General features: G+C 65.8%; 20 protein-coding genes. 16 read left to right on the top strand and 4 right to left on the bottom strand.

Translation table 11 applies throughout. From position 1 onward, the window contains the following. Positions 1-14: 14 nt before the first annotated feature. Positions 15-1,028 carry a sigma-70 family RNA polymerase sigma factor gene (locus CSQ99_RS03890; protein WP_099037862.1) on the bottom strand — a complete coding sequence of 338 codons (1,014 nt, stop codon included), beginning with the start codon at positions 1,026-1,028 and terminating at the stop codon, positions 15-17. Positions 1,029-1,080: 52 nt separating this feature from the next. Between CSQ99_RS03890 and CSQ99_RS03885 the strand changes: the two genes are divergently transcribed. Genes CSQ99_RS03885 through CSQ99_RS03865 form a run of 5 tightly spaced genes read left to right on the top strand, consistent with a single transcriptional unit; the run spans position 1,081 to position 4,875 of the window. Then, complete coding sequence (locus CSQ99_RS03885; RefSeq protein ID WP_099037728.1) at positions 1,081-1,920, top strand: alpha/beta hydrolase; 840 nt, start codon at positions 1,081-1,083, stop codon at positions 1,918-1,920. Continuing rightward, the gene (locus CSQ99_RS03880) at positions 1,917-2,909 is read left to right on the top strand and encodes an alpha/beta hydrolase (RefSeq protein WP_099037727.1); all 993 of its coding nucleotides are present in this window, start codon (positions 1,917-1,919) and stop codon (positions 2,907-2,909) included. The genes CSQ99_RS03885 and CSQ99_RS03880 overlap by 4 nt, the downstream gene beginning before the upstream one ends. 49 nt (positions 2,910-2,958) lie before the next feature. After that, entirely contained in the window at positions 2,959-3,711 is a 753-nt protein-coding gene (locus tag CSQ99_RS03875) for a DUF2786 domain-containing protein (protein ID WP_099037726.1), read from the top strand. Further along, positions 3,708-4,202 (top strand): TIGR04338 family metallohydrolase, encoded by a 495-nt coding sequence (locus tag CSQ99_RS03870; protein ID WP_099037725.1) that lies wholly within the window; start codon positions 3,708-3,710, stop codon positions 4,200-4,202. The genes CSQ99_RS03875 and CSQ99_RS03870 overlap by 4 nt, the downstream gene beginning before the upstream one ends. After that, complete coding sequence (locus CSQ99_RS03865; RefSeq protein ID WP_425437770.1) at positions 4,162-4,875, top strand: O-methyltransferase; 714 nt, start codon at positions 4,162-4,164, stop codon at positions 4,873-4,875. The genes CSQ99_RS03870 and CSQ99_RS03865 overlap by 41 nt, the downstream gene beginning before the upstream one ends. Here the strand turns inward: CSQ99_RS03865 and CSQ99_RS03860 are convergent. Further along, on the bottom strand, positions 4,868-5,545 hold the full coding sequence (locus CSQ99_RS03860; RefSeq protein ID WP_099037724.1) for an IclR family transcriptional regulator: 678 nt from the start codon (positions 5,543-5,545) through the stop codon (positions 4,868-4,870). The two genes, CSQ99_RS03865 and CSQ99_RS03860, sit on opposite strands and share 8 nt — an antisense overlap. 64 nt (positions 5,546-5,609) lie before the next feature. On the opposite strand from CSQ99_RS03860, the gene CSQ99_RS03855 reads away from it, so the two are divergent. The 8 genes from CSQ99_RS03855 (at position 5,610) to CSQ99_RS03820 (ending at position 12,475) form a co-directional block, all read left to right on the top strand. Then, positions 5,610-6,950: an FAD-binding oxidoreductase gene (locus tag CSQ99_RS03855; protein WP_099037723.1), complete on the top strand. Its 1,341-nt coding sequence runs from the start codon at positions 5,610-5,612 to the stop codon at positions 6,948-6,950. Beyond that, on the top strand, positions 6,950-7,729 hold the full coding sequence (locus CSQ99_RS03850) for a DAPG hydrolase family protein (RefSeq protein ID WP_099037722.1): 780 nt from the start codon (positions 6,950-6,952) through the stop codon (positions 7,727-7,729). Before CSQ99_RS03855 ends, CSQ99_RS03850 begins: the two co-directional genes overlap by 1 nt. A gap of 25 nt (positions 7,730-7,754) precedes the next feature. Continuing rightward, positions 7,755-8,267 carry an MBOE_33420 family protein gene (locus tag CSQ99_RS03845; protein WP_099037721.1) on the top strand — a complete coding sequence of 171 codons (513 nt, stop codon included), beginning with the start codon at positions 7,755-7,757 and terminating at the stop codon, positions 8,265-8,267. Positions 8,268-8,295: 28 nt separating this feature from the next. Beyond that, positions 8,296-8,700, top strand: coding sequence for an SRPBCC family protein (locus CSQ99_RS03840; protein WP_099037720.1), 405 nt, complete (start codon positions 8,296-8,298; stop codon positions 8,698-8,700). Between the two features lie 74 nt (positions 8,701-8,774). Then, a complete protein-coding gene (locus CSQ99_RS03835; RefSeq protein ID WP_099037719.1) occupies positions 8,775-9,767 on the top strand; it encodes a LacI family DNA-binding transcriptional regulator in 993 nt (330 codons plus the stop codon). Then, positions 9,760-10,683, top strand: coding sequence for a ribokinase (locus tag CSQ99_RS03830; RefSeq protein ID WP_176560864.1), 924 nt, complete (start codon positions 9,760-9,762; stop codon positions 10,681-10,683). The genes CSQ99_RS03835 and CSQ99_RS03830 overlap by 8 nt, the downstream gene beginning before the upstream one ends. Beyond that, positions 10,680-11,123, top strand: coding sequence for an RpiB/LacA/LacB family sugar-phosphate isomerase (locus CSQ99_RS03825; protein WP_099037717.1), 444 nt, complete (start codon positions 10,680-10,682; stop codon positions 11,121-11,123). The genes CSQ99_RS03830 and CSQ99_RS03825 overlap by 4 nt, the downstream gene beginning before the upstream one ends. Further along, positions 11,120-12,475: an MFS transporter gene (locus CSQ99_RS03820; protein ID WP_099037716.1), complete on the top strand. Its 1,356-nt coding sequence runs from the start codon at positions 11,120-11,122 to the stop codon at positions 12,473-12,475. Before CSQ99_RS03825 ends, CSQ99_RS03820 begins: the two co-directional genes overlap by 4 nt. Positions 12,476-12,478: 3 nt before the next feature. Here the strand turns inward: CSQ99_RS03820 and ilvD are convergent, their stop codons facing one another. Then, positions 12,479-14,185 (bottom strand): dihydroxy-acid dehydratase, encoded by a 1,707-nt coding sequence (ilvD, locus tag CSQ99_RS03815; RefSeq protein WP_099037715.1) that lies wholly within the window; start codon positions 14,183-14,185, stop codon positions 12,479-12,481. Between the two features lie 90 nt (positions 14,186-14,275). Here ilvD and CSQ99_RS03810 point away from each other — a divergent pair, with 90 nt between their 5' ends. The 3 genes from CSQ99_RS03810 (at position 14,276) to CSQ99_RS03800 (ending at position 16,402) form a co-directional block, all read left to right on the top strand. Continuing rightward, the gene (locus tag CSQ99_RS03810; protein ID WP_176560874.1) at positions 14,276-14,890 is read left to right on the top strand and encodes a DUF305 domain-containing protein; all 615 of its coding nucleotides are present in this window, start codon (positions 14,276-14,278) and stop codon (positions 14,888-14,890) included. Further along, positions 14,883-15,197 (top strand): copper-sensing transcriptional repressor RicR, encoded by a 315-nt coding sequence (ricR, locus tag CSQ99_RS03805; RefSeq protein WP_099037713.1) that lies wholly within the window; start codon positions 14,883-14,885, stop codon positions 15,195-15,197. Before CSQ99_RS03810 ends, ricR begins: the two co-directional genes overlap by 8 nt. 182 nt (positions 15,198-15,379) lie before the next feature. Then, positions 15,380-16,402: a L,D-transpeptidase gene (locus tag CSQ99_RS03800; protein ID WP_099037712.1), complete on the top strand. Its 1,023-nt coding sequence runs from the start codon at positions 15,380-15,382 to the stop codon at positions 16,400-16,402. On the opposite strand, the gene CSQ99_RS03795 is transcribed toward CSQ99_RS03800, so the two are convergent. Further along, entirely contained in the window at positions 16,399-18,390 is a 1,992-nt protein-coding gene (locus CSQ99_RS03795) for a M13 family metallopeptidase (protein WP_425437774.1), read from the bottom strand. The genes CSQ99_RS03800 and CSQ99_RS03795 overlap by 4 nt on opposite strands. Between the last annotated feature and the right edge of the window lie 12 nt (positions 18,391-18,402).

Genomic DNA, 18,402 nt, shown 5'->3' with positions numbered 1-18,402 from the left:
GGCCATTCGGCAACTCAGAGCGTGGCGGGTAAGCCCCACTTCTCGAACGACTCCATGTGAAAAGCGACCACATGGGAGATGCCTTCGTCGGTGACGGCGAGGACATGCATCTGGAACGGCTCGTGCGCCCCGGTCTCGCGATTGCGCATGTACATCGCTCCGGCCGGCTGGCCATTGGCCACCGTGCGGATCAATCGCATATCGCCGGGTAGTTCGGCCGGGCAATGCGTCTTCGACAGCAAGACGATGTTCTCCGGCCCCTCATACCAACCGTCGAACGGCGGCATCTCCCACACGGCGTCGGCGGTGAACAACTCGACGAGCTTGTCCATGTCATAGCTCTCGAACGCGTCGATGTAGCGCGTCAGCAGATCCTGCGCCTCCTGCGACTCCGGCACCCGGAGATGGTCGTCCTCGCTGAGGCCGACAGCGTCGAGTTGCGCACGAGCCCGCTGCAGCAGGCTGTTCACCGCCGCCGTCGAGGAGCCGATCGCATCGGCGACCTCCGCGGCCTTCCACTGCAGCACCTCTCGCAACACCAGCACCGCGCGCTGCCGAGCGGACAGATGTTGCAGCGCCGCGACGAACGCCAGCCGCACCGATTCGCGGGAGCCCACGATGTTCGACGGATCCGTCGAATCGTCGGGAATGGGCTCGAGCCACGGCACCTCTTCGCGCGCGACGATGTCGTCGACGGGATCCGAACTGGGTGCGCCGAGCCCGGTCGGAAGCGGCCGCCGCTTGCGGCTGTCCAGAGCCGTCAGACAAGTGTTGGTCGCGATCCGGTACAGCCACGTGCGCACCGACGATTTACCCTGGAAACCCTTGTACGACTTCCACGCCCGCAAATACGTTTCCTGCACCAGATCCTCGGCGTCATGCAGCGAACCGGTCATTCGATAACAGTGGGCGAGTAGCTCCCGGCGATACCGCTGGGCATCAGTCAGGAAGGCGTCCTCGGCGCTGCCGTCGTCGAGATTGTGGGCCAAGACTGTCACCTCGCCGAGCTTAGTCAGTGCATCCGACAAGGCGGGGCCAACCGTCACCTCCGGATCTTTGGCGGCCCGTTAGTCTCGCTTGGTGGCTACTACCCGCAGCGAACGCAGCTTCGACGGCGTCGGCGGTGTCCGCATCGTCTACGACGTGTGGACCCCCGAGGCGGCCCCGCGGGGCATCGTGGTGCTCTGCCATGGATACGCCGAGCACGCGCGCCGCTACGACCACGTAGCGCAGCGATTCGGCGAGGCCGGGCTGATCACCTACGCGCTGGACCTCCGGGGGCACGGGCGCTCCGGTGGCAAACGCGTGTATCTGCGCAACATCTCCGAATACACCGGCGACTTCCACACGCTGGTCGGCATCGCCACCGCGGATCACCCAGACCTGCCGCGCATCGTGCTCGGCCACAGCATGGGCGGCGGCGTCGTCTTCGCATACGGCGTCGAACATCCCGGCGACTACAAGGCCATGGTGCTCTCCGGCCCTGCCGTCTATGCCCAGGACGCCGTGTCGTCGGTCATGATCACCGTCGCCAAGCTGGTGGGCAGCATTCTTCCCGGCCTGCCCGTCGAACAGCTCCCCACCGAAGCGGTGTCCCGCGACCCCGAGGTCGTTGCCGCATATATGGCTGATCCCCTGGTGCATCACGGCAAGCTGCCCGCGGGCATCGGCAAGGCGCTGATCAAGGTCGGCGAGACGATGCCGCAGCGCGCCGCCGCGCTGACTTCGCCACTGCTGGTCGTGCACGGCGAGCAGGACAAGCTGATCCCCGTCGCCGGCAGCCACCACCTCATGGAGTGCGTCGCGTCGACGGACGCTCACCTCAAGGTGTACCCCGGGCTGTACCACGAGGTGTTCAACGAGCCCGAGAAGAATCTGGTGCTCGACGATGTCACCTCGTGGATCGAGGCCAAGCTTTGAAAGCCATTGCGGGCCTGCTTCTTTCGCTTGCCCTGTTCGTGACCGCGTGCGGGTCGCCGTCCGATGAACCACACGGCTGGGTGGACGAGGACGTGACCTTCACCGCCGACGGACTCACCATTCACGGCACCTACCGCCATGAGCGTGGCGCGCAACCAGGGCCCGCGGCGCTGCTGATCTCCGAGAGCGGAAACACCGACCGCAACGGCGACAACGCGGTGGCGGGCCCGATCGGCAATATGCGCCAACTCGCAGAGCTGTTGTCGGACAAGCGCGTGGCCAGCCTGCGCTACGACAAGATCGGCACGGGTAAGACGGGTCTCGGCCCGTACGCGCAGCGGCCCATGGATGTCGTCAGCTCGGTGTACACCACCGGCGCGAAGGCCGCGGTGAGCTACCTCGCCGACCAGCCCGCAACCGAGGAGTCCCGCATTTCGGTGTACGCGGTCGGCGAGGGCGCCATCCACGCGATGGCACTGGCGACCGACACCGATGTAGGGGAACCAAAGGTTCACTCGCTTGGCCTGTTTCAGCCGCTGCCGGGCCGGTACCTGGACATCATCACCGAACGGGTGCGAGCCAGCGCAGGTCCGGAGGCGCTGAACACCTGGCTGGCCGCCGTCGACCAGGTCCGTACCAAGGGCACCGTGGCGGAGAACCTTCCCGAGGGACTCGGCGCGCTGCTCAATTCCGGCAACGCCAAGGCGGTGATCGAGGCCGACAAGATCGATCCACTCACGTTGGCCGCCAAGGTACCCGCGGGCACGCCCGTCCTACTGACGTGTTCAGACGCCGACAAACAGGCCACGTGCGCATCGGTCAAGCCGCTCGTCGATGCGCTCAAGCACACGGCCCTGACCGTGGTCGATCTCAAGGGCGTCAGCCATGTGCTGCGCGACGATCCGACGGACAACGTGGCGAACTACTCCAAGCCGGATCCGCTTTCTCCACAGCTCACCCACGCGCTCGACGCGTTTGTCGGCAAGTAGACCTAATCTGGCGCCATGAGGGTCAGCGAGAAGCGGAGCGGGATCGCGCATGAGTGACGACAAGATGCTGGCGCGTATCGCCGCTCTGCTGCGCCAGGCCGAGGGGACCGACAACACCCACGAGGCCGACGCCTTCATGGCCGCGGCTCAGCGGCTCGCCACGGCGACGTCGATCGACCTGGCCGTCGCACGGTCCCATTCGTCCAACCGGACCAAGGCGCAGATGCCAGAGCAGCGCACCATCACGATCGGCAACGCGGGCGCGCGCGGCCTGCGCACCTATGTCCAGCTGTTCACGGTGATCGCGATGGCCAACGATGTGAAGTGTGACGTCGCATCGAACTCGACGTTCGTCTACGCCTATGGCTTCGGTGAGGACATCGACGCCAGCCATGCGCTCTACGCCAGCCTGGTGATGCAGATGGTGCGCGCGTCTGAGGCCTACATCGCGTCGGGCGCCCACCGGCCGACCCCCACGATCACCGCGCGCATCAACTTTCAACTCGCCTTCGGCGTGCGCATCGGCAAGCGGCTGTCCGAGGCACGCGAAGAGGCTCAGCGGGAGGCCAGGGGAGGACGCTGGCGCAGGAAGCCGGGCACCGCTCTCGCGTTGCGGAACAAGGACATCGAGCTCAAGGACTTCTACAAGGAGACTTCAGCGGCCCGGGGGACGTGGCGGGCGACCAGCGCAACAGCGGGTTACTCGTCGGCGGCGCGGCGTGCGGGCGATCGTGCCGGCCGCAAGGCCCGGCTCGGCGGCACCGCGGAGCTGGGTGGAAAGCGTTCGGCTCTGGAGAGGTGAGCGTCAGAGACACCCAGCGGGGGAAGGTCTATGCCGCCGAGGAGTTCGTTCGGACGCTGTTCGACCGGGCCCACGAGCACGGCAACCGCGTCGTCGAGTTCTTCGGTACGCAGTTGACACTGCCGCCGGAGGGCCGGTTCGCGTCGTCGGTTTCGGTGCAGCGCTATGTCGATGACGTGCTCGCGATGGCGGCCGTCGGCGAACGTTGGCCCGGCATCCGACCGTTGGCTGTGCGCGCCCGGCGCGGGGTGACCGCGGCGCATTACGAGCGTGACGCTGACGGCGCTGGGATCGCCGTTCCGGAGGGACGCACGACGTGGGCGCTGCGCGAACTGGTGGTGCTGCACGAGGTCGCCCACCACCTCTGCGACGCCGAGCCGCCCCATGGACGCGAATTCGTCGCCACCTTCTGCGAACTGGCTGGGGTGGTCATGGGGCCGGAGGTCGAGCATGTTCTCCGCGTGGTGTACGCGAAAGAGGGTGTGCGATAACGTGTCCCACGTGGAAGAGCCAGACCCCAAGGCGCTTGATCAGCTCTTCAACAGTGTGCTGCGCACCGAAGACGATGCGCTGACGGCCACGCGGGAGGCGGCCGATGCCGCGGGAATGCCCGCCATCGAGGTATCCGCGCAACACGGCAAGCTGCTGTATCTGCTTGCCACGGCGGCGCGCGTCACCCGGGTCTTGGAGATCGGCACGCTGGCCGGCTACAGCACCATCAACCTTGCCCGTGCCGTCGGTCCGTCCGGTCGCGTCGTCACACTGGAGTACGAACCCGCCCACGCTGACGTCGCACGCCAGAACCTCGCGCGTGCGGGTGTCGCCGATCGCGTGGAGGTGATCGTCGGTGCTGCCCTCGACAGCCTGCCGGGCCTGGCCGAGCGTGGCGAGATCTTCGATCTGTCATTCATCGACGCCGACAAGGAGAACAACATCGCCTACGTCGAGTGGGCGATCAACCTGAGCCATCCGGGATCAATCATCCTGGTGGACAACATCGCTCGGTTCGGACGGGTGCTGGATCCCGCAGCGGACGACCACCAGGCCCGCGCCGTTCGCGACATGCTGCAGATGATGGGCGAGCATCCGCGGCTCGACACGGCCGCGATTCAGACAGTCGGGGCCAAGGGGTGGGACGGCTTCGCGGTCGCGTTGGTCAACTAGCCAACGACCGCGCGCATTCACGCAGTGCGTGGACGATGCGCTTCTCATTGGCATCGAAGCGGTCGGTGGGCGCGGGCACCGAGATCCCCACGATGTGTCCGCTGACCGTTCTGGCGGCGATCCCCGCCGCCGAGATTCCGACGGTGTGCTCGTCACGGTCGAAGGCGATGTCGCTGAGTCCCGCGGACGGGTCGGTCAGCAGTTCCAGCGCAGCCCTGCCGTTGGCCGTTGACTCCAACGGGAACCGGACTCCTACTGCGGACACCGCTCGCAGTCGGTGGGCGGACTCAACCTGGTCGATGAACAACATCTGCCGCCCCCGCAGCACCGACAGATCGACCGTTTCTCCGGTCAGGCTCGCCAACCGGTCCAGCGTCGGCCGGAACAACGTCGCCAGGCTGGCCTCGTCGGCGCCGCCCAGCCCCAGTAGCCGTTCACCGAGGCTGATCCGGCCGTCATCGTCGATGGTCGCGAACCCGATCTCGACCAGCCCGACCAGCAACCTGCGCACCGTGGACTTGGCCAGGCCGAGCCTGCCGCCCAGGTCGACCAGGCGAAGCTGTCCGGGCGATGCGGCGATCTCGTCGAGGGCCGCTGCAGCGCGTCGCAATACCTGAATTCCGTCCGAACGCGGGGATTCGGTTGGCTGATTCTCTTCCGCAGGCCGCATTCCACCACTATATTGATCCGCATTACGAATCACAAAGATTCGGTATGCGAATCTAGGAGGAGAAGTGACGGGACTTCCAGCGGGGCGGCACTTCGCTCGAGGTGATGACGGCTACGAAGCCGCACGACGCGCGACAGTGTGGAACCAGCGGGTGCCGGACCGGTATCCGGCGATGATCGTCCAAGCCCTGGACGATGAAGACGTCGTTGCAGCGCTCGCCCACGCGAAGGCCAACAATCTCGGCGTCGGAATCCGGTCGGGCGGACACAGCTGGGCGGCCAACCACCTGCGGGACGGCGGCCTGCTGCTCGACATGAGCGGGTTCGATCAGGCGACCATTGACAAGGACAGGATGTGCGCAGTGGCAGGCCCCGGCAAGGGAGGCAGCATCCTCGCGGCCGAACTCGACGCCCAGGATTTGTTCTTCCCCGCAGGCCACTGCAAGGGCGTCTGCATCGGCGGCTATCTGCTCCAGGGCGGTTACGGATGGAACAGCCGGGTTTACGGGCCGGCGTGCGAAAGCGTGCTCGGCCTCGACGTCATCACCGCCGACGGAGAGAAGCTCTACATCGACGCCGAGAACCACCCTGACCTCTACTTCGCCGCCCGGGGCGCAGGACCCGGCTACTTCGCTGTCGTGACGGCTTTCCATCTCAAGCTCTACGCGAAGCCCGCTGTCTGCGGCATGAGCCTGTACGCCTACCCCTTCGACTGCGCTGACGAGGTGTTCACCTGGGCGCGCGACATCAGTGCCGACGTGGACCGCAGAGTGGAACTACAGATCGTCGCCACCAAGAGCGTGGCAGACATCGGGATCGACGGCCCCGCCATCCTGCTGGCGTCACCGGTGTTCGCCGACACTGAGAAGGAAGCCGAGGAAGCGCTCGCGCTGCTCGGCACCTGCCCGGCCATCGACAAGGCGCTCGCCAAAGTTGCCTATGCGCCAACGGATCTGCCCACGTGGTACACGGCCGTGATGGCCAACTACCTGGAAGACCACCGATACTCCGCGGACAACATGTGGACGTCGGCGTCGGCGCAGGATTTGATGCCCGGTATCCATCGCATCCTCGAGACCATGCCGCCGCACCCGGCGCACTTCCTGTGGCTGAACTGGGGACCGTCACCGGCGCGGGCGGACATGGCGTACAGCGTCGAGGCCGAGATCTACCTGGCGCTCTACGGAGGCTGGATGGACGCGGCCGACGATGAAAAGTACGCCGACTGGCCGCGCGCCAACATGGCCGAGATGGCGCACCTGGCCAACGGAATCCAGTTGGCCGACGAGAATCTCGGCAAGCGGCCGGCGAAGTTCGCCACCGACGAGGCCATGGCGCGGCTCGACAAGGCGCGTGCCGCATACGATCCCGACGGCCGGTTCTACGCGTGGATGGGACGTGTCTGATGAGCGCCTACCTCGGCTACCGCGACGGTGACGGCGACACCCCATGGGGCAAGTACTTCAAACCCGAAATGGCCGAACTGCCGCGGCATGTGGTCGTCGCGCTCGAGCACGGCCCGCAGGCCGACCAGACACTGCTCGGGTTCGATTACGCGGGAGACATTCTCGACGGCGGTTACCAGCAGACCGAAAACGGATACGGACAGTTGCGCGGCGGCGGATTCCAGGTTTCGGTCCGTACCGCCATGCCCGGCGTCACCCCGGCGATGTGGGATTGGTGGTTCGGCTGGCACGGCAGTGAAACGACGCGCTACAAGCTGTGGCATCCGCGCGCCCACGCGTCGGCGAAGTGGGCTGACAGCGGTCCTGACGGCAGCTGGGTCGGCCGGACGTCGTTGATCGAGGAGTATCTCGGATCGTCCTACGCCAAGGCCGCGATTCAGTTCGTCGAACCACAGGTGATCGGACTCGATCCGGCCCGCCTGGGCGCAGACGTCGCGGTGTGTGCCCGCCTGGGATCCGCGGAGGTACCCGTCGACATCGGCTGGTTCGTCCACCATGTTCGGGCCACCGCCGACGGTGCCGAGATGCGGTCCCGGTTCTGGATGGGCGGACCCTACATTGGTCTACGCAAGGGAAATATGTTGGCCGACGCGGTGATTCGACCCATTGCCGCCCATCAGCTACCGGACCCGCGCGACCTCCTCGTGCACTGCGCTCAGGAGATGAATCATCTGGCCGGCTTCCTGCCCGCGGTGTATGAGGAGTTCTGCGGTGGATGAGGCCCACGGCGTGTTAACTGATGCCGTGCCCAAGATACTGCCGAAGACGCTGGCCATCGCACTCCTGGCAGGCTCAGGGGCCCTGGTGGCGCCGCCGGTCGCGATCGCCGACCGAGGCACACCTCCGCTGCTGTACGGGTACTACAACGTGTTCGTCGACTTTGCGAAGCAGACGTTCAACGGCGCCCCGACACCGATGGAAGCCAAGACATTTCTTGTCGAATACACCGCCAACTGTGACGTCAACGGTTGTGTGGTGAGTATGGACAATTCCGATGACCTTGCCCGCAACCCAGGCGCACCCGGGGTTTTCGAATACCGATGGAACAACGGCCGCTGGGAGACGAGCGGTGATTATCCGTACTTGTGCGAGCGCATGAATCCCGACAGCGCGGTGAAATCCGTACGCTCGGACTACCTGATCCCAATGCCGGACGGCAGCTTCTTCGGTGAGCGGACCATCACGGTTGAGGGCGCCGGATGTCCGGGTGAGGGCGCAGGCGTCCACTGGCTGCCGATATCGGTTTCACCCGTTTAGCACTCGGCCATCGGGGCACAGACTGCCAATGAACGTTGGCCTCCGGCACCGCATGCCAACGGTCGAACGGCACATCGCGGCACCGCCAGAGGCGGTGTGGAACATTCTGGTCGACCTCGATGCGTGGCCGCAATGGGGGCCGTCGATTCAACGCGCCGAGTTGTCGGGGACCGGCCCGATGAAGTTGGGGTCGCAGGGCAAGGTGTGGACGCCGTTCGGCGTCGCGTTGCCGTTCACCATTACCGAATTCGCCGATCGCCGTTGTTGGGCGTGGGACGTCGCGGGCATCGCCGCCACGCGGCATGAGGTACACGCCGTCGACGACGGAACAAGGCTGGCGTTCGGAGTCCCGTGGTGGGCGCCCGCCTACCTGTCGGTCTGTGCGTTGGCGCTGCGGCGGATCGACCGGATGGTCACCAGACCGCGGGGTTGACGGCGGCGACCGATGTGACCTAGGTTACGTGGAAACGTTCCCATGGAAACGTTCCCACGAGAGGAATCGGCGAGTTGGCTGGTAAGGGTGTCACGATCCGCGAGGTCGCAGCGCACGCCGGTGTTTCGCTGGGCACGGCCTCGCGAGTACTTTCCGGCAACCCCGCCACCTCGCCCGAAGCCCGCACCCGGGTGAGCGATGCGGTGGTCGCGCTCGGATATCGCCCCAATCTGCAGGCGCGCTCGCTGCGGCTGACCCGCACCAATGCCATCGGGCTGCTGGTCTCCGACGTCCGAAACCCGTTCTTCGCCGATGTCGCCCACGCGGCCGAACAGGCGGCGCTGGGCGCCGACTACGTGACGCTGCTCGGCAACGCGAACGAGAACGTCGACCAGCAGGACCGCTACATCGAGACGTTCCTCAATCAGCGCGTCGACGGCGTCGTCCTCGCACCGCAAGGTCGCGGTTCGGGCAGCCTGCAGGCGCTCGTCGACAGCGGGCTGCCGGTGGTGTTCGTCGACCGCACGGTCGACGGCTTCGACGTGCCCAGCGTGACCACCGACAGTCGTTCCGGCATGACCGAGGCCGTAGCGCACCTGGCCGCCAGAGGCCACCACCGCATCGGCTTCATCGGCGGACCACAGGCCATCTCGACGGGACGGCAGCGCTACGACGCCTTCGTCGAGACGCTGCCGGCCCACGGGCTCGTTGTGGACGACGCGCTGATCACCTTCGGCGACTTCCAGGAGGAGAGCGGCATCCGCGCGGCCGAACAACTACTCGCCGCGCCTACCCGGCCCACCGCGTTGATCGCGGCGGACAACCTGATGGCGCTGGGCGCACTGGCCGCCATCCGAAGTCGCGGCTTGCGCATCGGCTCCGACATCGAGGTCGTCGCATTCGACGACATCGAATGGCTCGCGCACTACGACCCGCCCATCTCGGTGATCGCACAGGACACCGACGCGGTCGGGCGGTGTGCCGTCGAACTGCTCATGCGGGTAATCAATGGCGAAGAGCCCGAATCCATCGTCCTCACAACACGATTCATCGATCGCCATGGCTGAGAAACGGGTATTCGTCGTCGGCAGCCTCAATGCCGACCACCGGGTGCGGGTGCGGGGAATCCCCAAGCCCGGCGAAACAGTGCTTGGCTCGGACGTCATCGTGGCCGCGGGTGGCAAGGGCGCCAATCAGGCGGTCGCAGCGGCTCGTGCGGGAGCCAACGCTGTGCTCATCGGTGCGACGGGAGCCGACCGCGATGGTGACCTCGTTCGGCGCACCGTCGCCGAAGAGGCGGTCGACGCACGCCACGTACGCGTGCACGCGGACACGCCCACCGGCCGCGCACTGATCACCGTCGACATCAACGGTGAGAACACCATCGTCGTATCCCCCGGCGCGAACAGCTCACTGGCCGATGGCGACATCGACGCCGGATTGCAGGCGGCCACCTGCGGAGACCTGTTGCTGCTGCAGCTCGAAACCCCGGAACCGCTGGTGCGTCATGCTGCCCGCAGGGCCACAAGCGCCGCATGCACAGTGATCATGAACGCCGCTCCGGTTCCGCGCTCCATCCAGGGTCTGTTCGATGACGTCGACATCCTCGTTGTCAATCAGCACGAGCTTGCCGAAATCGCAGATCTGTTGCGGGACAGCACCAACGACGCCGAAGGCGGCGATGACATGGCCGTGCTCGCCGCAGCATCGGGTGCCACGGTGGTCTGCACCGCTGGAGACGCGGGTGCCTTCGTGACGCACGACGGCGCCGTTGAGCACATCGCCGCAGCTGCGGTTGACGCGGTGGACACGACCGCCGCGGGAGACACCTTCATCGGCTACTTCGCCGCGGAGCTGTCGGCCGCCGAGCACAGCACCATCGCTGCGGTCCAGACAGCGGTGGCGGCGTCAGCGATCGCCGTCACGCGGTCGGGTGCCATCGACTCGATTCCATATCGCCACGAGGTGGAGGGCAAACCATGAAAATCGCGCTGGGTAACGACCACGCCGGGTTCCCGCTCAAGGCACATGTCCGTTCGGTGCTCGAGGGCCTTGGTCACGAGGTGATCGACTGCGGAGCGCCGAGCGAGGAGCCGGTCGACTTTCCCGATATCACCTTCACGACCTGTGATCTCGTGCGCAGGGGTGGGGCTGATCGCGCAGTACTCGTATGCGGAACCGGCCAGGGCGCCGTGATGGCGGCGCACGATGTGTACTCCGCGCATCAGAGCGTCGAACACGACGATGCGAACGCGATCGCCATCGGCGCTTGGGTGATCGGCAGGGCCATCGCGGCGGAGGTCGTCGAGACGTTCGTCAACGCCCGCTTCGACAACGACGACGACACCGTCCGCCGCGTGCAAAAACTCCACGCGCTCGAGCGCAACTCGGCCAGCGAATTATCAAAGGAGATAACGCAATGAGCACCACCATCGACGACCGTCGGCGGCAAGCCGAGCATGGGTCGCCCAACAAGATCAAGACCGCGATCGGCTCGGCGGCGGGCACCTGCGTCGAGAATTACGACTTCGTCGCCTACGGCACGGCATCCGCGCTCTACTTCGGTGATGTCTTCTTCCCGGAGTCCGATCCTGTTGTCGGCACCCTCCTTTCGTTCGCCACCCTCGGTGTCGGCTTCCTGATGCGGCCGATCGGTGGCAGCGTCGGTGGCTACCTCGCCGACCGGTTCGGTCGCAAACCGGTACTCGTCGGCGCATTGCTCATCATGGGTATCGCGACTTTCGCGATCGGTCTACTTCCCACGTACGCGCAGGTGGGTGTCCTGGCTCCGGCACTGCTCGTCACCATCCGTGTCATTCAGGGTCTTGCTTTCGGTGCGGAGTGGGGCGGTGCCGTACTGATGGCCTTCGAACACGCGCCATGGCGGCACCGAGGACGGTTCGCGGCCATTCCGCAGGCCGGCAACCCGCTGGGCATCGCACTCGCCAACATCGCGTTCCTCTCGGCCGCGTCACTCGACGGCGACTGGGCGTGGCGTATCCCGTTCCTGGCCAGTGCAATTCTGATCGGGGTCGGTCTCTTCGTGCGGCTGCGGCTCAATGAGTCACCGGAATTCGAGGCGGTCAAGGCTTCGGGCAAGGTGGTACGCAATCCGTTCCTCACCGTGATCCGCGAAGACTGGCGCAACATCCTGCGTGTCATCGCACTGCGTGTCGTCGAGTCGTGCGCGTACTACCTGACCGCCACGTACCTGCTGTCCTACATCACGAAGCGAAACGAGGCTGATCGCAACATCGCGCTCGCGGGTGTCGTCATCGCCAGCGTGATCGCCGTGGGCACGACGCTTGGCGCAGGTGCACTCACTGACCGGGTTGGACGGCGAAAGGTCTACCTGGTTGGCTGCATCCTGGCGATCGCGTTCGGTATTCCGATGTATCTCATGGCCAACACCGGCGAGCCCTTCCTGATCATCCTGCTGTTCATCATCGGCATCGGCGTCATCCACGCAGTGCTCACCGGTACCCAAGGTGCTTGGTTCGCCGAGCTTTTCAACACGAGCACACGGACCTCGGGTGCCTCGATCGGCTACCAGGTCGCGGCCTCGATCGCCGGCTTCGCTCCGTTCCTCGCCGTGCTGCTCGCGAACTCCTGGGGCTGGATCGGGCCTGCCCTGTTCTACGTCGCGGTCGGCATCGTCGGCCTTGCTGGTGTGCTCGCCACCAAGGAGACCTGGGGACCGACGCAACGCGCCGAGGTCGATGCCGTGATCCGCGGTGACGCCGATTCCCAAAGTGTGCAGGCCGCACCGGCGTAAAGGTCAGCTGCAGACTGCGCCGCTGGCGGCTGAGCCGACGAGCTTGGTGTACTTGGCCAGCACGCCGGTGGTGTAGACCGGCGGTAACGGCTCGAAACCCTTTTTGCGCGAATCGAATTCGGCAGGATCAACCAACACGTCCAGAGTGCCCTTGCCGACGTCGAGGCGGATCTTGTCACCGTCACGCAGGAACGCGATGGGGCCGCCGTCGACCGCCTCGGGCGCGACGTGTCCCACGCACAACCCCGTGGTGCCGCCGGAGAACCGGCCGTCGGTCATCAACAGCACGTCCTTGCCGAGACCCGCACCCTTGATGGCACCGGTGATGGCCAGCATCTCGCGCATGCCGGGTCCGCCCTTGGGCCCCTCGTAGCGGATCACCACTACGTCGCCGTTGGTGATCGTCCCGTCCTCGAGCGCATCGAGCGCGGCTCGCTCACGTTCGAAAACCCTTGCGGTGCCCTCGAACACATCGGAGTCGAAGCCCGCCGACTTCACGACGGCGCCTTCGGGCGCCAGCGATCCGTGCAGGATCGTGATACCGCCGGTTGGATGGATCGGATTGTTCATCGCCCGCAGCACCTTGCCGTCGGGGTCCGGAGGCTCGATGTGGGCGAGGTTCTCGGCCATCGTCTGGCCCGTCACGGTGAGGCAGTCGCCGTGCAGCAGGCCGGCATCCAGCAGTGCCTTCATGACAACGGGGACGCCGCCGATCTCGTCGACGTGCTTCATGACGTGACGGCCGAACGGCTTGACGTCGGCGAGATGCGGCACCTTCTGGCCGACCCGGGTGAAGTCCGCGAGCGACAGCTTGACGTTCGCTTCCCACGCGATGGCAAGCAGGTGAAGCACCGCGTTGGTGGAACCGCCGAACGCCATCACGACGGCGATGGCGTTCTCGAACGCCTCCTTGGTGAGGATGTCGCTCGTGGTGATGCCGCGCCGCAGCATCTCGACGACGGCCTCCCCGGACCGGCGTGCGTACTCGTCGCGTCGCGTGTCGATGGCCGCCGGCGAAGCGCTGCCCGGCAGTGACATCCCCATTGCCTCGGCGGCCGACGCCATGGTGTTGGCGGTGTACATCCCGCCGCAAGCACCCTCGCCGGGACAGATCGCGCGTTCGATGATGTCGACGTCCTCGCGCGACATCAGTCCGCGGGAGCAGGCGCCGACGGCTTCGAAGGCGTCGATGATCGTGACCTCCTTCTCGCTGCCGTCGGTGAGCTTCGCGAGTCCCGGCATGATCGAGCCGTTGTAGAGGAAGACGCTCGCGAGGTTCAGTCGTGCGGCGGCCATCAGCATGCCGGGGATCGATTTGTCGCAACCGGCGAGCAGCACCGATCCGTCGAGGCGCTCGGCTTGCATGACCGTCTCGACGCTGTCGGCGATGACCTCGCGGGACACCAGCGAGAAGTGCATGCCCTCGTGGCCCATCGAGATCCCGTCGGACACCGAGATGGTGCCGAATTCCAGCGGGTAGCCGCCGGCAGAGTGCACGCCGGTCTTGACCGACTGCGCGAGCCGCTGCAGCGACATGTTGCACGGGGTGATCTCGTTCCACGACGAGCCGACTCCGATCTGGGGCTTGGCCCAGTCGTCGTCACCCATGCCGACCGCGCGCAGCATGCCGCGAGCGGCGGTCTTCTCGAGGCCGTCGGTGACGTCGCGGCTACGCGGCTTTATGTCGGGAGTTGTGGACTGTGAGGGCATGAGAGAAGTATGCCTCTGGCGTTTCTGTGGACAAACTCCTTTATATACCCCGCCGGGGTATGCGGTAGTGTGAGGGCCATGTCGTCTCGGATGTCGTCTCGCATCACTCGTATCGCCGCCCTGTTCATAGCCCTGTTCGCCGCGCTGCTGCTCACCTCGTGTTCGGGGTCCGATGAGCACACCGAGGCGCATGCGACGGACGAATCCGTCAGCACGGCGCAGCCCGCCGGCTTCAACGCGGACGACCACGCGTTCGCGACCAACATGATTCCGCACCACGAGCAGGCGATCGAACTGGCGGCCATGGCGCCGACCCGTTCCACCGACCCCGCACTTATCGCGCTGGCCGCCAAGATCTCGGCCGAGCAGGAGCCCGAGATCAGGGCGTTGAGGGTGTTCCTCGTGCAGTGGGATGAAAACCCTGAGGACAACGCATCCCACGGAGAGGGCGGCCACAGCGCGATGGCAGGCATGGTCGACGAAGCCACGATGACCAAACTCCAGTCGCTGCAAGGCGCCGAGTTCGACAAGCTGTGGTTGCAGTCGATGATCAGCCACCACCAGGGAGCCATCGAGATGGCCAAGGCCGAAGTTGCCAACGGTCAGAACGAGGACATCAAGCGCATGGCGCAGACGATGATCGACGCGCAGCAGGCCGAGATAACCCAGATGAATCAGATGCTGGAGGGTGGGGGAAATGGCTGACGACATAACCGTGGGTGACTCGGCCGTGCATGGCTATTCGCCGCAGAAGGAGAACTATGCAAAGCGGCTACGCAGGATCGAAGGCCAGGTTCGCGGAATCGCGAAGATGATCGACGAAGACAAGTACTGCATCGACGTGCTCACGCAGATCAGCGCCGTCAACAGCGCCCTGCAGTCGGTCGCGCTCGGCCTGCTCGACGAGCACCTCGGGCACTGCGTCACCCAGGCCGTCGTCGAAGGCGGCGACGAGGCCGATGTCAAACTGGCTGAGGCGTCCGCCGCCATCGCGCGGCTGGTGCGCTCCTAAGCTCAAAGCGCGGTTGCGGCAATCGCCACCCAACGTAACGTTCGACCGCGACCGGCGGATAAACACAGCAGGTCAGCGCCATTGACGGCGCGACAGGCGGGGTTTTGGCGACACGCTGATGAAGAAAACCGCTCCCCGCGCTGTGCCACACTGGACGAAGTAATGCGACTGGGAGGTCAGGTATGCGGCAGCCGATATGGAGGCGCTTGCTCACCGCTGTGATGGCGGCTGGACTTGTGGGTGGAATGGTGCTGAGCACCCCGTCCGCGCTGGCACAACCCGGCGTTCCGCCGCCGCCGGCGCCGGTCGATCCGGCCGCAGCAGCCGTGCCGCCGCCGGCAGCCCCTGTCGCGTTCCCGCCTGGGCCGCCTGCGCCGCCTGCGCCGGGCGCGCCGCTGCCGCCAGCCCCGCCGCCGTTGTTCCCAGGGATGCAGCCTCAGCCGATGGCGATTCCCGCGGGGACGCCGGAAGGGCAGAACCCGACGCCGTTTGTCGGTGAGCCACCGTTCCTACCGCCGTCGTTCAATCCGACCAACGGTTCGATCGCAGGCGCCGCCAAGCCGATCTACATAAACTTCCAGCGGCCGATCGCCGATCGACAGATGGCCCAGGACGCCGTGCACATCACGTCCGTACCGCCCGTGCCCGGCAGGTTCTACTGGACGACCGATTCCCAGTTGCGCTGGCGTCCGCAGGACTTCTGGCCGGCCGGCACCGTCGTCTACATCGACGCCGCGGGCACCAAGTCCAGCTTCACCGTTCCCGAGCAGTTGGTCGCGACGATCGATAACGACACCCATGAAATGCAGATCCATCGCAACGGTGAGCTGGAGAAGACCTTCCCGGTCTCGATGGGCAAGGAAGGTTACGAGACCCACAACGGCACCTACTACGTGCTGGAGAAGTTCGCCGACATCGTGATGGATTCGTCGACCTACGGCGTGCCCGTCAGTTCTGCCGAGGGCTACAAGCTCAAGGTGCAGGACGCGGTGCGAATCGACAACAGCGGCATCTTCGTGCACAGCGCGCCGTGGTCCACCGGGGCGCAGGGCAACAGCAACGTCAGCCACGGCTGTATCAACCTGAGCCCGGCCAATGCGCAGTGGTTCTACGACAACTTTGGCAGTGGCGACGCGGTCGTCATCAAGAACTCCACCGGCATCTACGACAAACCGGACGGTGCCTCAGACTGGCAGATGTTCTAGCTCCAGATCCGGACCCGCTGCTCGGGATCGAGATACAGCTCGTCGGACTTGTCGACGTCGAACGCTTCGTAGAACGCGTCCAAATTGCGGACGACGCCGTTGCAGCGGAACTCCGGCGGTGAGTGTGGGTCGATCGCGAGCCGCCGGATGGCCTCGGCGTCACGGGATTTCGTGCGCCACACCTGCGCCCAGCCGAAGAATACCCGCTGCTCACCGGTCAGTCCGTCGATCACCGGTGCCGGCTCGCCCCCCAGGGACAACCGGTAGGCCAGCAGCGCGATCGAGAGCCCACCCAGATCGCCGATGTTCTCGCCGACGGTGAATGCGCCGTTCACGTGATGGCCGTTGCTGAGTGCCCGCGGCACATACGCGTCGTACTGTTCGATCAAAGCCGTTGTTCGCGTGCTGAACTCGGCGCGATCCTCGTCGGTCCACCAATCGACGAGATTCCCGTCGCCGTCGTACTTGGCGCCCTGGTCGTCGAAACCGTGACCGATCTCATGACCGATCACCGCGCCGATCCCGCCGTAGTTGGCAGCGTCGTCGGCATCGGCATCGAAGAAGGGCGGCTGCAGAATGGCTGCGGGAAAGACGATCTCGTTCATCCCGGGGTTGTAGTAGGCGTTGACGGTCTGCGGCGTCATGAACCATTCGTCGCGGTCAACGGGGCCACCCAACTTCGCGAGATCCCGGTCGTATTCCACGGCGTAGCCGCGCAGGTAGTTGCCGTACAGATCGTCACGCTCGATCACCAGCGCCGAATAGTCGCGCCACTTCGCGGGATAGCCGATCTTGGGCGTGAACTTGTCGAGCTTGGCCAGCGCCTTTTCGCGGGTCTGCGGAGTCATCCAGGCCAGCGAGTTGATGCTGACCCGGTAGGCCTCTCGGAGATTGGCGACCAGTTCGTCCATCCGGGCCTTGGCCACCGGCGGGAAATACCGGTCGACATAGAGCCGTCCGACGGCGTCACCCATCAGGCCCTCGACCACGGATACGGCGCGCTTCCAGCGTTCGCGGATCTCTTCGGTGCCCGAGAGCCTGCGGCCGTAGAACTCGAAGTCTTCGGCGATCAGTTCGTCGGTGAGCAGAGCGGCGCGCGCTTTGATGAGCCGCCAGCGCAGCCACGCCTTCCAGTCCTCGATATCCTCGCCCGACCAGGCCGCGGCGAACGCCGTCAGGTAGTCGGGTTGGCGCACAACGATTTCTGCGACCTGCTCGGCTGTGACGCCCAGCGCGGACACCCATCCGGACCAGTCGAAGCCGGGCGCTTCTGCGGTCAGATCGGCGAAGCGCCGCAGGTTGTAGGTCAGGTCGGCGTCGCGGCGCTTCACCACATCCCAATGCGCGGCGGCCAGCTTGGCCTCCAGCGCGACGATGCGCTCGGCGGTGGCCCGCCATTCATTGGGCTGGGTCTCCTCGCCGTAGACGAGATCGAACATCGCCGCGATGTGGTCCGGATAGGCGGCCAGGATCTCCGCGTGCTGTTCGTCGCGGTAGTACGACTCGTCGGGCAGGCCGAGCCCGGACTGGGTCAGATGCACCAGGTAGCGGGTCGAGTCCTTGGAGTCGGTGTCGACGTAGATACCCGTGCCGCCGCCGACGCCGGTGCGCTGCAGTGCGCCGAGGACCGCGGCCAGCGCTTCGGGAGTGTCGGCCCCGTCGATGGCGGCCAACTCGTCGAGCAGCGGTTGTACACCGCGTTCGGCGACCGTCCGCTCGTCCATGTAGCTGGCGTACAGATCGCCGATGCGCTGCTCGTCGGTGCCTGCTGCGGCTACGCCATCCGATGTCGCCGCTGACGCGGCTCCGAGGATGAGGTCGCGGACATGCTCCTCGGCGCGGTCGTACAGCGACCGGAACGCACCGTCGGTGGCGCGGTCGCCGGGCATCTCGTAGTCCGTCAGCCAGCGGCCGTTGACATGGCCGAACAGATCGTCTTGTGGGCGGGCACCGGAGTCGACGTGACTCAGGTCGATACCGGATCTGATCGTCGCTCCAGC

The organism is Mycobacterium neglectum, from assembly GCF_002591975.1.
Taxonomy (GTDB): domain Bacteria; phylum Actinomycetota; class Actinomycetes; order Mycobacteriales; family Mycobacteriaceae; genus Mycobacterium; species Mycobacterium neglectum.
Note: the sequence above shows the minus strand (reverse complement) of the source record. Positions and strands in the feature narration are given on the sequence as shown.

Coding starts and splice junctions, on each gene's coding strand:
- CSQ99_RS03875 (WP_099037726.1), top strand. CDS start 2,959: ATGAGTGACGACAAGATGCTGGCGCGTATCGCCGCTCTGCTGCGCCAG.
- CSQ99_RS03865 (WP_425437770.1), top strand. CDS start 4,162: ATGTTCTCCGCGTGGTGTACGCGAAAGAGGGTGTGCGATAACGTGTCC.
- CSQ99_RS03860 (WP_099037724.1), bottom strand. CDS start 5,545: ATGCGGCCTGCGGAAGAGAATCAGCCAACCGAATCCCCGCGTTCGGAC.
- CSQ99_RS03850 (WP_099037722.1), top strand. CDS start 6,950: ATGAGCGCCTACCTCGGCTACCGCGACGGTGACGGCGACACCCCATGG.
- CSQ99_RS03840 (WP_099037720.1), top strand. CDS start 8,296: ATGAACGTTGGCCTCCGGCACCGCATGCCAACGGTCGAACGGCACATC.
- CSQ99_RS03830 (WP_176560864.1), top strand. CDS start 9,760: ATGGCTGAGAAACGGGTATTCGTCGTCGGCAGCCTCAATGCCGACCAC.
- CSQ99_RS03825 (WP_099037717.1), top strand. CDS start 10,680: ATGAAAATCGCGCTGGGTAACGACCACGCCGGGTTCCCGCTCAAGGCA.
- CSQ99_RS03820 (WP_099037716.1), top strand. CDS start 11,120: ATGAGCACCACCATCGACGACCGTCGGCGGCAAGCCGAGCATGGGTCG.
- ilvD (WP_099037715.1), bottom strand. CDS start 14,185: ATGCCCTCACAGTCCACAACTCCCGACATAAAGCCGCGTAGCCGCGAC.
- CSQ99_RS03810 (WP_176560874.1), top strand. CDS start 14,276: ATGTCGTCTCGCATCACTCGTATCGCCGCCCTGTTCATAGCCCTGTTC.
- ricR (WP_099037713.1), top strand. CDS start 14,883: ATGGCTGACGACATAACCGTGGGTGACTCGGCCGTGCATGGCTATTCG.
- CSQ99_RS03800 (WP_099037712.1), top strand. CDS start 15,380: ATGCGGCAGCCGATATGGAGGCGCTTGCTCACCGCTGTGATGGCGGCT.